This window comes from Pigmentiphaga soli, assembly GCF_039541095.1.
Classification (GTDB): domain Bacteria; phylum Pseudomonadota; class Gammaproteobacteria; order Burkholderiales; family Burkholderiaceae_B; genus Pigmentiphaga; species Pigmentiphaga soli.
In genome coordinates, this window is the sequence record NZ_BAABFO010000001.1 from 379,307 (window position 1) to 391,974 (window position 12,668).

Here is a 12,668-nt window from a genome sequence, read left to right on the forward strand (position 1 = left end):
GGGAATGGCGGGGCGCATCAGAGGTGCGCCGCGTCGTCGCGCGCCGCCGAGGCCATCAGGCGGTCGCAATAGGCGATGGCCATGGCCGACAGCAGGAAGGCGACGTGGATGCCGGCCTGGGCGGCGATGGTCTTGACGTCGTGGTGGGCGGCGTTGATGAAGGTCTTGAGCAGGTGGATCGACGAGATGCCGATGATGGCCGTGGCCAGCTTGACCTTCAGCACCGAAGCGTTCACGTGCGACAGCCATTCGGGCTGGTCGGGATGGCCTTCCAGCCCCATGCGCGAGACGAAGGTCTCGTAGCCGCCCACGATCACCATGATCAGCAGGTTCGAGATCATCACCACGTCGATCAGGCCGAGCACTACCAGCATGATGGTGGTCTCCGTCAGCTTGTCCGGCGCCGCCGATTCGGGCACCGACGGCAGCACCGATTCGGCCAGCAGGGCAATGGCCTTCCCGTTGCCGAAGGCCGCCTCGATCAGGTGCACCAGTTCGACCCAGAAATGATAGACGTACAGCCCCTGGGCCAGGATGAGGCCGAGGTACAGCGGCAATTGCAGCCAGCGGCTCATGAAGATGAGCTGGGGCAGGGGACGCAGCGCAGGCGGCGGCGCGAGCGGGGCGGGCTTGCGGTCTGGGGACATGGGTATCTGGTTTGCTCGAAACACGAAAAGAAGTCAGCCGCGCGGGATTGTAAGCCCGAACGCCGTCGCGCCCGATGGCGGGCGCGTGGCGCGGCCCCCCGGGAGCGCCGCCGCGGACGGCCTTTGACCTCGCTCAAATCGGGCGCGCGTTCCGGGTGCCACCATGACTGCGCTCAACCAACAAGAGGCAAGAATCATGAAACGCATCGGAAAACTCGCCGTCGCCCTGTCGCTGCTGGCCTGCGGGGGGGCGGCCGCGGCCGCCCCCGGCGACATCATCGTGCGCGCCCGCGCCCTCGGCGTCCTGCCCGACGTCTCGGCCAGCGGCACGCTGGACGCGATCAATGCCGACGTCGACAACAACGTGGTGCCCGAGCTCGACTTCACCTATATGTTCACCGACAACATCGGCGCCGAACTGATCCTGGCCACTACCCGCAACAAGGTGACCACCTCGGCCTTCGGCGGCGTCGGCAAGGTCAGCCTGCTGCCGCCCACGGTCACGCTGCAATACCACTTCAACCCGGCCGGCAAGGTGCGGCCGTACGCGGGCGCGGGCCTAAATTTCACCTATTTCTACGACAACGGCCTGGCGGCCGGCGGCCAGGACATCGGCATCGAGCACACCAGCTTCGGGCCGGCGCTGCAGGCAGGCGTGGACGTGCAGATCAACAAGGACTGGTTCGTCAACGCCGACGTCAAGAAGATCTGGATCCGCACCGACGCTTCGCTGGGCGGCGCCGACATCGGCCGGCTGCGCATCGACCCCTGGATCGTCGGCATCGGCGTAGGCCGCCGTTTTTGACCCCCCCCTACGCGCTTACGCGCGCCCCCCAGGGGGCGATGCGGGCGGACCGGAAGGGAAGCCCACCCCCGCGCGGCCTGCGGCCGCTCCCCCTCAAGGGGGCGATGCGGGCGGACCGGAAGGGAAGCCCACCTCCGCGCGGCCTGCGGCCGCTCCCCCTCAAGGGGGCGATGCGGGCGGACCGGAAGGGAAGCCCACCTCCGCGCGGCCTGCGGCCGCTCCCCCTCAAGGGGGCGATGCGGGCGGACCGGCGGAGCCGGATCCGCCGCATCCTGGATGGGGCAGTTGCTGTTGTGGGGGGGGGGGGGGGGAGGGATGGTGCGGTGCGGCAATGTGTGCGGCATCGATTCGGTAAGCTATCGTATCGATCCCGCCGGTGCGCGACGCCGGAACGCTCGCGCGCAGAATATCGGCTGCCCACCGGCGCCCCTCCACGAACAGAAGGACTGCGGCAATGTCGACCATCGATTCCGTTCTGACCGAAACACGGGTGTTCGAGCCCCGCGCAGACTTCGTCGCGCAGGCCAATATTTCCGGCATGGCCGGCTATCGGGCGCTATGCGACGAGGCCGAGCGCGACTTCACCGGCTTCTGGGCGCGCCTGGCGCGCGAGAACCTGCAGTGGAGCAGGCCCTTCACCCGCGTGCTGGACGAAACCAACCCGCCGTTCTACAAATGGTTCGACGACGGCGAGCTGAACGTCTCGTACAACTGCCTGGACGTCCACCTGGCCAACGGCAACGCCGACAAGACCGCGATCATCTTCGAAAGCGACGATGGCAGTACCACCCGCGTCTCCTACCGCGAACTGCTGGCGCGCGTATGCCGCTTCGCCAACGGCATCAAGGCGCTCGGCTACAAGACGGGCGACCGCGCCATCATCTACCTGCCGATGTCGATCGAGGCGGTGGTGGCGATGCAGGCCTGCGCGCGGCTAGGCATCACGCACTCGGTGGTGTTCGGCGGCTTCTCGGCCAAGAGCCTGCAGGAGCGCATCGTCGACGTCGGCGCCTCGCTGGTCATCACCGCCGACGAGCAGATGCGCGGCGGCAAGCGCATCCCGCTCAAGCCCGCGGTCGAGGAAGCGTTCGCGATGGGCGGCTGCGAAGCCGTGCGCAAGGTCATCGTCTACCGCCGCACCGGCGGCGACGTGGCCTGGAACGACGGCCGCGACGTCTGGATGCACGACGTCGAACGGGGCCAGCCGGAGCTGTGCGAACCGGTGCAGGTCAATGCCGAGCACCCGCTGTTCGTGCTGTACACCTCCGGCTCCACCGGCAAGCCCAAGGGCGTGCAGCACTCCTCGGCCGGTTACCTGCTGTGGGCGCTGCTCACCGTCAAATGGACGTTCGACCTCAAGCCCGACGACATCTACTGGTGCACCGCCGACGTCGGCTGGATCACCGGCCACACCTACATCACCTACGGCCCGCTGGCCGCCGGCGCCACCCAGGTGGTGTTCGAAGGCGTGCCCACCTATCCCGACGCCGGGCGCTTCTGGGAGCTGATCCAGAAGCACAAGGTCAACCTGTTCTACACGGCGCCCACGGCCATCCGCTCGCTGGTCAAGGCGGCCGAGGCCAGCCCCCCGCACCATCCGCGCAACTACGACCTGTCCAGCCTGCGCGTGCTCGGCACGGTGGGCGAGCCCATCAATCCCGAGGCCTGGATCTGGTACTACAACCAGGTCGGCGGCGGCCGCTGCCCGGTCGTCGACACCTGGTGGCAGACGGAAACCGGCGGCCACATGATCACGCCGCTGCCCGGCGTGACCGGCCTGAAGCCCGGCTCGTGCACCCTGCCGCTGCCCGGCATCATGGCCGCCATCGTCGACGAAGCCGGAGGCGACGTGGAACTGGGCAAGGGTGGCTTCCTGGTCATCAAGCGCCCGTGGCCTTCCATGATCCGCACCATCTGGGGCGACCCGGAGCGCTTCAAGAAGAGCTACTACCCCGAAGACCTCGGCGGCCGCTACTACCTGGCCGGCGACGGCGCCAACCGCGACGCCGACGGCTATTTCTGGATCATGGGCCGCATCGACGACGTGCTCAACGTATCCGGCCACCGGCTCGGCACGATGGAGGTCGAATCGGCGCTGGTGGCCCACCCGCTGGTGGCCGAGGCCGCGGTGGTGGGGCGCCCCGACGACCTGACCGGCGAGGCCGTGGTGGCCTTCGTCGTGCTCAAGCGCGCCCGGCCCGAAGGCGAGGAAGGCGCCCGGATCGCCAGGGAACTGCGCGATTGGGTGGCCAAGGAGATCGGCCCGATCGCCAAGCCGAAAGACATCCGCTTCGGCGACAACCTGCCCAAGACCCGCTCCGGCAAGATCATGCGGCGGCTGCTGCGGGTGGTGGCCAAGGGCGAGGAAATCACGCAGGACGTATCCACGCTGGAAAATCCGGCGATCCTGGAGCAGCTGGGCAAGTCCTTGTAGCGCCCCCCGGGGGGCCGGCGTCGCGTCGGTCTCTTCGACCATCAACAAGAATCAGGTTCTCAGGAGATAGACATGCTTCATCTACCCGGGCGAGCGGCGTCTGGCCGGCCTTCCCGCATCGCCCTCTTCGGCATGGGCGTCCTGTCGGCCGCGGCAGCCATGTGGGGCGCGCCGGCCGCGGCGCAATCCTATCCGCAGCGGCCCATCAAGCTGGTGGTCGGCTTTCCGCCCGGCGGCCCGACCGACGCGGTGGCGCGAATCATCGGCGAACGGGCCGCCCAGACCCTGGGGCAGTCCGTCATCATCGAGAACCGCCCCGGCGCCTCGGCCAACATCGGCGCCGCCTACGTCGCCAGGTCGGCCCCGGACGGCTATACGCTGCTGTTCAGCACGGCCGGCGTGCTGTCGATGAACCCCTTCCTGTACAAGAACCCGGGCTACGAGGTGAAGGACTTCGCCCCCATCACCGAGGCTGTCCGCGTGCCGGCCATCATCGCGGTCACGCCCTCCTTCCCCGCGAACGACCTCAAGACCTTCGTCCAGATGGCGCAGAAAGACCCCGGCAAGATTTCGTTCGCGTCGGCGGGCTTCGGCGGCCCGCCCCACATGGCGGCGGAACTGCTGATGAGCGTGGCCAAGATCAAGATGCTGCACGTGCCTTACAAGGGCGCCGCGCCGGCCATCGCCGACATCATGGGCGGGCAGGTCGAGATGGGCATGTTCGACCTGCCCGTGTTGCTGCCCCAGGTCAAGGCCGGCAAGGTCAAGGCGCTGGCCATCACCAGCACGGCCCGCTCGCCGCTTTTGCCCGACGTGCCGACCATCGTCGAGGCGGGCTACCCGGACGCCGTCTATTCGAACTGGTACGGGCTGGTCGCGCCCGCCGCCACGCCGGCGCCCATACTGGACCAGATCACCAAGGCCTTCGTCGGCGCGATGCACGATCCGGCCGTGCACGAAAAACTGGTCCAGATGGGTGCCATCGTGGTCGCCAGTTCCCCTGCCGAGTTCGACACGCGGATCAAGGAAGAGGCCAAGATGTGGGGCGACATCATCAAGAAGGCCGGCATCAAGCCCGAATAGGCTAGCCGCGCGGCAATCCCAGGTCGAGGCCGGATGCGGCCTCGGCCTGCAGCAACGCCTCCAGGATCTGCCGCTCCTGGTCGCCGCTCGGATCCTGCAACGGCCTGCGCACATATCCCGCCGATTCCCAGCCCCGCAGGCGCATGGCGGACTTGGTCGTCTGCGGCTGGCCGAAGGCTCGCGCCTTGGCCCGCAGGGCATACCAACTGCGGTGGAGCCGGGCCGCCCGCGCGGTCTCGCCATTCTTCAAAGCCTGGTAGCAGGCCAGGATGAGTTCGGGCAGGGCGCCGCTGTTGGTGGAGCTGAGCCCGTCGAAACCCATGGCGACGGGGGCGGGCAGCGCCAGGTCGGAGGCGGCCAGGACGCGGATCTTGCCCACCACGGTTGCCGCCAGCCTGTCCACCACCGACGGGCTCAGGTCGCCTTGCTTCAGCGCGACGATTCCCGGTATGTCCGACACTTCCTCGATGCTTTCGGGCGACATGGTCACCCCCGTGCCGGGCGCGTTGTAGATCATGACGCCCGTCTTGCTGCGGGGCGCGATCCAGCGGAAGAAATCGACGATCTGCGCCTGGGTGATTTCCGAAACATATGGCGGCATGACCATCGGCACGCCGCCCAGGCCGCCGGCCGCGGCGGTCAGTTCCTCGATCACCCGCTGGTCCGAGTGCGCCGTGCACAGGAGCACCGGCGCGCGATCGCCCACGACGTCCACGGCCGCCTTGAAAAGCCGCAGGCGTTCCTCCGGCGACATCGTCGCGAACTCGCCGTAGGTTCCGCCGATCAGAAGCCCGTCGTAGCCGAAATGCAGCGCCCGCGCCACATTCTGCTGAAGCCCCGAAAGGTTCAACGCCCCGTCCTTGTCGAAAGGCGTCATGGTGATGTTGAACAGTCCCTTTATTCTTTCGCGGGCCTCGATGGGGTCGTTCATGCGGGTTCCTCTTGTCCTGAATTGCCTCGGATCGCCTGTGCGCGCACCGGAATGGTGCAGTTGCGAGTCGGGAAGCATGGTGCGCTGCGCACCAAATAGGGGTGAATACCTAGTGTGCCCGACATCAGCCAGGCGCAGAATATGGATATGCAGTGGAGGAGACAAAACCCCTGCAGTGTGTAGAAAAGCAAAGAGCCCGAGCGGCCGGCGTCTGGATGCGCCGGCCGCCGTGGCGATTTTACTCGCATCAGTGCTGGCTTTTCCCGGTTTTGCTCCTTCGCTGCAAAACGCTTCCTCCCTCCGCCAAATCGGCGAAAATTCCCTTCCCATGTACCGTGCGGTCCGCCAATGGGCCACGGCCATGTCGTGTGTTCTGCGTGGACAATTTTGGTGCATTGCACCATCATGCGTGGCACATGCCTGAGGCACGGCGGGGATCACCAGAATCTGGTAGACTAGCAGGCTGCCGTCGAGCCGGGTTACATCGGCATCAGCGCAAGGACAGGTGGCCGAGTGGTTGAAGGCGCACGCCTGGAACGCGTGTATATGTGAAAGCGTATCGTGGGTTCGAATCCCACCCTGTCCGCCAAGAATTGATCCAGGCAAGTCCTGGGAAGTCCGGAAAACCCCGTAGAACCAAGCTCTGCGGGGTTTTTTTATGCCGGTGCGATCCACGACCGTCCAGCCGGATCCGGCAGATTTGTTGGCTAGTTCTGCTGGTATCGCCAGATACCAGCACCCTCCAGCATCATGGCCCTCAGGCCGTGTTCAAGCGTCGGTGCTGCGCCCGGACGATGGCATCTTCGCCTTCAATATCGACATAAAGCCGGCCACTGTCGGCGAGGCATTGCCGCTGGGATAAATCGCATCCATCCGGATGCTCAGCAGAGCCGACCGAGGCGACAAAGGTTTGAACACGACGCCGTCGTAGGCGAATTTCGAGATAACGGAAGGAAGAAGGGCGACGCCTACGCCACCGGCGACGAGATACAACAGGGTATGGATGTGAGAGCCCGTCTGGACGATATTGGGTTCGAATCCTTGCTCATAACACGCCAAATTGATCAGCCTCCTGAATACCGGGGCTTTCTCATTGGTGAAGCCGACCATCGGATCGTCGGCCAGATCGCGCAGCGACACCTGGGGTTTTGCAGTCAGCCGATGTCCGGTAGGAAGGGCGGCGAGGAAAATGTCGTCGTAGATCGGTTCGCTGCCAACGTTCGGCATCAACTCCATTGGCGAAACCAGAAACCCCAGATCAACCTGTCCGTTGCCGACCAAACGAGCCGTTTCAGAAGATATCGCTTCCGTCAGCGTCACCGTGACGTCGGGAAAAGCCTTGCGGAAAGCACGAATGGCGGCAGGAAGGAAGGCCATCATCGCGGTGCTGTTAAAGGCTATACGCAACGCGCCGGCGCGACCTTCCGCCACTGCGCTGGCCACGGATATGGCCCTGTCTGCCTGCTCAAGAATTCTCTGCGCTTCGCAAGCAAAGGCGGCGCCAGCCTCGGTCATTCGAATGCCGGTATTGGAGCGAGTGAAAAGAGAAAAGCCGAGTTTCTCTTCCAACTGCTTCATGGCCACGCTCAAGGGGGGCTGGGACATGTGAAGCGCCTCCGCAGCCCCACGAAAACTCCCCGCAGCGGAAATCGCCAGGAACTGATTCACGACGCGAAGATCGAGGTCTCTCATATTTTCGCTCACGGCAGGCGATACATGGAGCATATCACGGGAGACCTTTTCGGTATTGGCGGGAAACACGCCGATGAGACAACATTCCCCCGTACAGGCCGGCCCGCGCGGAGCCGGCTCACATCAACCAATAAGCACCCCCCGGATGGGCGGGCGCGATGGCGGGATGTCCCTTTGATCTGAGTCCGATGCAGGAGTAGTTCCCGGTTTGAACGAAGAAGAGTCCAAGAACAGGAGACGGCAATGCGCTTTTCACATCTTCCGCTTTTGCTAGGCTTGATCGCCGTAAATACGTGGGCCCAATCGCCCTCTGGCGGCTTTCCTTCGAAACCAATCAGATTCGTGATCCCCAGCGCCGTTGGTTCGACGCCGGACATCGGAGCCCGCATCGCTGCCAAGTTCATGTCGGCGGACCTCGGCCAAAGCATCATTGTCGATAACAGGCCCGGAGCGAACGGCGTTGTCGCGATGAACGACGTGCTGAACAGTCCTCATGACGGATATTCGTATCTCGTGGCGCCGTCGGGCACCATGGCCCTGAGCCCGTTCGTCTACAAGGCCCTGGCGAAGGCGATAACCGATTTTTCGCCTGCCGGCCAGTTGTACAAGACCGACCAGAGCCTGGTGGTTCGTGCCGACGGGCCGTTCCAGTCGGTCGCAGACATCGTCAAGAAGGCGAAAGAAAAACCGGGCTCGGTGACGGCCGCCTACTCGGCTCCAGGGAATATTTCACAAGCCGCGCTCGAGCTTTTCAAGCAACGTACGCAGACGGACCTCTACTCGGTCAATTTCAATACCAGCGTCGCGGCCGCCGTCGGCGTCGCCGCAGGCAATGCGGACATGCTGTTCGAAACGATCGCGGCAACCGAACCGTTGGTTCGCAGCGGCAAGCTGAGAAGAATTGCAATGACCGGCCGCCAGCGGTCCGCATTCGCCCCTAATATACCGACTATCATCGAATCCGGCGTCGGCGACTTCGTCGTCACAGCCTGGGGCGGCGTATTCGCGCCGAAGGACGCGCCCGCCGCCAACATCAAGGCAGTTGGCGATTCGCTGGCGCGGGCGTTGAAAAATCCGGAAGCGGTGTCGCTGCTCAAGTCTTCAGGCCTGGATGCCGGCGATCTGTCCGCATCCGATTTCGAAAAGCTTTGGCACGCAGACGCCGACCTATGGCGTAAAACCGTCGAGGCCTCGCCGAACCTGCGCATTGAGAACTGAGATATACGTGGACTTCAATCACACGACAACGGACGCCAACCCTGACGCGAAGCCTGACATGCGCGGGTTGTTCAACGATGCGGTTTTTATCGCAGAAGCGCGCATTTTCGTCTACCTGGCTCCGCTGTCCCCTCCCATGAGAGCGTCGTTCGGCATGGTAGCCGAGCGAAGCACGATACTGGTTTCCCTTACTGACGATAGCGGGCATACGGGCTGGGGAGAAGTCTGGTCTGCAATGCCTTCTTATGGAGCGGCCCACCGCGCCCTTCTGCTTGAGCGTATCGCGGCGCCAGCTATCGTGGGACAGACCTTCGATGACCCGACTGCGTTTTGCGCGCGCCTGGAGCATGCCTTGCTGCCGGTGCAGCGCCTGGCCGGCGAGCCTGGCCCTGTTGCGCAGGTGGTCGCCGGCCTCGACTGCGCGCTATGGGATCTTGCGGCGCGCAGACAGCGCAAGCCGCTCTACGAACTGCTTGGCGGACGCAATCGGAAGATTCCCATTTATGCCAGCGGCGTCAGACCCGACATCGATGGCCTGCAACTCGATCGCTTGCGTAGCCTTGGCTTTCGTGCGTTCAAGTTGAAGGCGGGATTCGACGACGAGGTGACTATTCCTCAAATCATCGAATTCGCGCGCGGCCTCGGCGCGGACGAATTGGCGATGATCGACGCGAATTGCGGCTGGACGCCACAGACGGCGCTCAAGGCGATCGGCCAGCTGTCGGCGGTGACGTTGGGCTGGATCGAAGAACCCATCGGCCCGGAGCGCTCGCGGGATGAATGGCTGCAGCTATCGCGGGCGTCGGCCAGCCCCCTGGCGGGAGGCGAAAACCTGCTCTCGTTGGCGGATTTTCAGGCTTGCGCCGAATGGCTCGACGTGATCCAGCCTGACCTGGGAAAGTGGGGAGGCGTAACCGGGATTCTTCCCTTGGCCTTGCAACTGCAAGCCAAGGGGCGCAGATACTGTCCTCATGCTTTCGGATCGAACGTTGGCGGCGCACTTGCCGCCCACCTGCTCTTGGCCGCAGGAGACGGGATTCTCGAGATCGATGTTACCCAGAATCTCGTCCGCAATTCGTCTTCTCCGCCATTCCTCACTATTGGCGCCGGGACCGCCGCTATTTCCGATGCGCCTGGCATCGGGATCGAGGTCGACCTCGATGCGTTGGAACCTTATCTACAGAGCGCATCTGTCGTGCGCTGACCGAGACTGCCGTCTCTCTGGTCGCTGTGCCGGTTGCGTGTTGGTTGCACCGACGATTGGCTCAACGCTTCGTCGCCGTCAATACCACCGCCGCAAGCCGCTCGGTTTGCGCATAGGCCGGGTTCAGCAATTCCTCGCCGAAGATGTCCGGGTCCATCTCCCGGTAGGTCCAGGCCAGTCCGGCGCGGCTCAGCCGCTCCACTGCAGCGTTGCGCAGGGGGTCGTCGCCATCGATGATCGCCGCGCCGGTGTAAAGCAGCAGCGTGCCACCGGGCGCCAATCGCCCGATCGCCGCATCGATGATCGCCAGCGACAGCCCCGCCCCCAGTGGCCCGCCGCCGTGCCGGTATGCCCGTTCCTGCGGGTCCGCCAGGTAGGGCGGATTTGCGACGATCAGATCGAACTCGCCTTCGATGTCCCGCAGCAGGTCACTGCGGCTGGCGGTCATGTTCGATGCGCCGGCCAGCACCGCATTGACGCGGGCCAGGGCCAGCGCCCCCTCATTGATGTCGACTCCCCATACCTGCGCTTCGGGCGTTGCCAGCGCGACGACGATCGCGCCGGGGCCCGCGCCGCAGCCGATGTCCACGGCACGGCGAATGGCGGCCGTGCATGTCGGGAGCCATTGGCGGATGGCGTCGGCGTATCGGTAGGTGTCCGGTCCGAAGAATACCGAGTGCTCGTCGATCGTCGGATACGCCGAATGCAGATACAGCTGCCCGTCCAGCGTCGATAGCCGTACCCGGCTGAGCCATCCGTCGCCGTCCCGCGCCGCTACGCCGGCCTGCTGCATCAGGTCGAACAGGCCGGCCGGCAGAATCGCCGGATCGAAGCGCCGGCTCCAGCCGAAAACGTCGCGCAGGCCGCGGGCCCACGCGTTGTCCGGTCGCGCATTGACGCGCTGGTGGGTGGCGGGCGTGACGGTGGTGAACCGATACCCCGTGGCCGCCACGGTCCGGACCAGTTCGAGCAGTGCGCTGGTCCGGCTGCTGTCAGGGGCGAAGGCGTTGTTGCAGGTCATGCTGGCCTCATTGTCTGGTGTCAGGGCGAGGATACCCGCCCCAACACCGGGGCGATGGTGTCTAAGTGTGAGGCCGCAAGCATGCGGAATGCGCGCGGCGCCGGGAACGCAGCTTGCAGGAGGAGGCGGTGGACTAAATGGCCGGGCTCGCGCCGGCCAGGACGAGACAATGCTCAAAGACGCCCTCGAAGTCGTACGGCTTTCCCCTGCGCCGATGCCTGAGGCCCCTTTGCAGGGTCCGGCACAGGCGTTGTACGACGCGCTGTCGCACGGCGCCCCGAATGCCGGCCTGCTGGCCCGCGCCCGCAATTTTCTGAACGTCCGCCTGCAAGAAGTGCACGATCGGCCGTCCGACATGCCGGACGATCTGCGCGAATGCGCGGCGTGGATGGAAGGGAAGGCCATGCGCGTGGGCCGGCTCTACGCCGATTACCTGGCCGCGCGCAGGCGCGGCGGTCCGTGTCGCTATTTCACCAGCCGGGCGCACGCGTTGTATTTCCTGCGTTCGATCGCGCCGACTAAGCTGGTGGACGGCGCGTGGCTATACGGGCTCGTCGATCATTGGGACGATACGCGCTTCCACCCGCTGATCCGGATCTATCTGGAAGAGCTGGGCGACGGCGTGCCGGACCGCAACCATGTCGCGATGTACCGCAAGCTGCTGGCGGCCAGCGGCTGCGGCCGGTGGGACGACCTGGAGGACGACCGCTACGTGCAGGGCACCATCCAATTGGCGCTGGCCTACGATTCCGAACACTACCTGCCCGAAATAATCGGCTTCAATCTGGGCTACGAGCAATTGCCGCTGCACCTGCTCATCACGGCCTATGAATTGGACGATCTCGGCATTGATCCGTATTACTTCACGCTGCACGTCACAATCGACAATCTGGCGACCGGCCATGCGCGCAAGGCCATCGACGCGTTGCGCCTCGCGATGCCGGCCGGGAGCGACGCACAGGCGTTCTATCGCCGCGTCATCGACGGATATCTGTTGAACGATCTCGGCGCCGGCACCGAATCCATCATTCGCGCCTTCGACCTGGAACGCGAACTGGTTCGGATACTGCGGCGCAAGAGCGTTTTCGGCCGCCATATGCATTCCGACTACTGCCGCGTGGCCGGCAAATCCGTCAACGAATGGCTGGCCGACGAAGCGCTGATCCCCGAGTTTCTGGCGCAGTTGCAGCGCCACGGCTGGATCCGGCGCCACCGGGATCCGAACGACAGCCCGTTTTGGAAGCTGCTGGTCGGCGACCGCGCCGCGATGTTCGGCGTATTCGACGAATACGAGCTGCAGATCGTCCACGACTGGATCGCCGGCGATGCCGGGCGGGGCGATGCGGACCGCTTCGGCAGTGAGCCCGAGCGCGAGACGCGGCGCCGCATGTCGTTTCGCGCGCGGCAGACGCTGCTGGGCGGCGAAGAAACGCGCACTGCGGACGATGCGGCGGACGCCGGTGACTTCGACGCGCCGGTGCGTGCGTTGCAGGCCGCGCTGGTGGGGCGCAGGACGCGGCGCGAGCGGATGACGATGCTGGCGCCACTGTTATCGCCGGCGCGCCACGCCAGCCCCGAAGGGCTCCTGGCGACGCGGCTGTTCAGCGAGGAGCTGCGTTCGAGCTACTGATGT

Annotated in this window: 10 protein-coding genes and 1 tRNA gene; 7 read left to right on the forward strand and 4 right to left on the reverse strand. The window is 65.1% G+C overall.

From position 1 onward, the window contains the following. Positions 1-17: 17 nt before the first annotated feature. Positions 18-647 (reverse strand): YqhA family protein, encoded by a 630-nt coding sequence (locus ABD927_RS01885; protein WP_345245734.1) that lies wholly within the window; start codon positions 645-647, stop codon positions 18-20. A gap of 196 nt (positions 648-843) precedes the next feature. Between ABD927_RS01885 and ABD927_RS01890 the strand changes: the two genes are divergently transcribed. The 3 genes from ABD927_RS01890 to ABD927_RS01900 all read left to right on the forward strand — a co-directional run bounded on the left by ABD927_RS01890 (position 844) and on the right by ABD927_RS01900 (position 4,969). Beyond that, positions 844-1,452 (forward strand): OmpW/AlkL family protein, encoded by a 609-nt coding sequence (locus tag ABD927_RS01890; protein ID WP_345245735.1) that lies wholly within the window; start codon positions 844-846, stop codon positions 1,450-1,452. 454 nt (positions 1,453-1,906) lie between these two features. Continuing rightward, on the forward strand, positions 1,907-3,886 hold the full coding sequence (gene acs, locus ABD927_RS01895; RefSeq protein WP_345245737.1) for an acetate--CoA ligase: 1,980 nt from the start codon (positions 1,907-1,909) through the stop codon (positions 3,884-3,886). A gap of 72 nt (positions 3,887-3,958) precedes the next feature. Then, positions 3,959-4,969 (forward strand): Bug family tripartite tricarboxylate transporter substrate binding protein, encoded by a 1,011-nt coding sequence (locus ABD927_RS01900; RefSeq protein ID WP_345245739.1) that lies wholly within the window; start codon positions 3,959-3,961, stop codon positions 4,967-4,969. A gap of 1 nt (position 4,970) precedes the next feature. Here ABD927_RS01900 and ABD927_RS01905 read toward each other — a convergent pair whose 3' ends face one another. Then, positions 4,971-6,263 carry a dihydrodipicolinate synthase family protein gene (locus ABD927_RS01905; RefSeq protein WP_345245741.1) on the reverse strand — a complete coding sequence of 431 codons (1,293 nt, stop codon included), beginning with the start codon at positions 6,261-6,263 and terminating at the stop codon, positions 4,971-4,973. Between the two features lie 136 nt (positions 6,264-6,399). Here ABD927_RS01905 and ABD927_RS01910 point away from each other — a divergent pair. After that, positions 6,400-6,489, forward strand: a tRNA-Ser gene (locus ABD927_RS01910). Between the two features lie 179 nt (positions 6,490-6,668). On the opposite strand, the gene ABD927_RS01915 is transcribed toward ABD927_RS01910, so the two are convergent. Then, positions 6,669-7,592, reverse strand: a complete 924-nt coding sequence (locus tag ABD927_RS01915; protein ID WP_345245743.1) for a LysR family transcriptional regulator — start codon at positions 7,590-7,592, stop codon at positions 6,669-6,671. A 243-nt stretch (positions 7,593-7,835) separates the two neighbouring features. Between ABD927_RS01915 and ABD927_RS01920 the strand changes: the two genes are divergently transcribed. Then, complete coding sequence (locus ABD927_RS01920; RefSeq protein WP_345245745.1) at positions 7,836-8,810, forward strand: tripartite tricarboxylate transporter substrate binding protein; 975 nt, start codon at positions 7,836-7,838, stop codon at positions 8,808-8,810. A 7-nt stretch (positions 8,811-8,817) separates the two neighbouring features. Then, a complete protein-coding gene (locus tag ABD927_RS01925) occupies positions 8,818-10,014 on the forward strand; it encodes a mandelate racemase/muconate lactonizing enzyme family protein (protein WP_345245747.1) in 1,197 nt (398 codons plus the stop codon). A gap of 61 nt (positions 10,015-10,075) precedes the next feature. On the opposite strand, the gene ABD927_RS01930 is transcribed toward ABD927_RS01925, so the two are convergent. Continuing rightward, positions 10,076-11,035 (reverse strand): methyltransferase, encoded by a 960-nt coding sequence (locus ABD927_RS01930; protein ID WP_345245749.1) that lies wholly within the window; start codon positions 11,033-11,035, stop codon positions 10,076-10,078. Positions 11,036-11,123: 88 nt separating this feature from the next. On the opposite strand from ABD927_RS01930, the gene ABD927_RS01935 reads away from it, so the two are divergent. After that, positions 11,124-12,665, forward strand: a complete 1,542-nt coding sequence (locus ABD927_RS01935) for an iron-containing redox enzyme family protein (RefSeq protein WP_345245751.1) — start codon at positions 11,124-11,126, stop codon at positions 12,663-12,665. Positions 12,666-12,668: the final 3 nt, after the last annotated feature.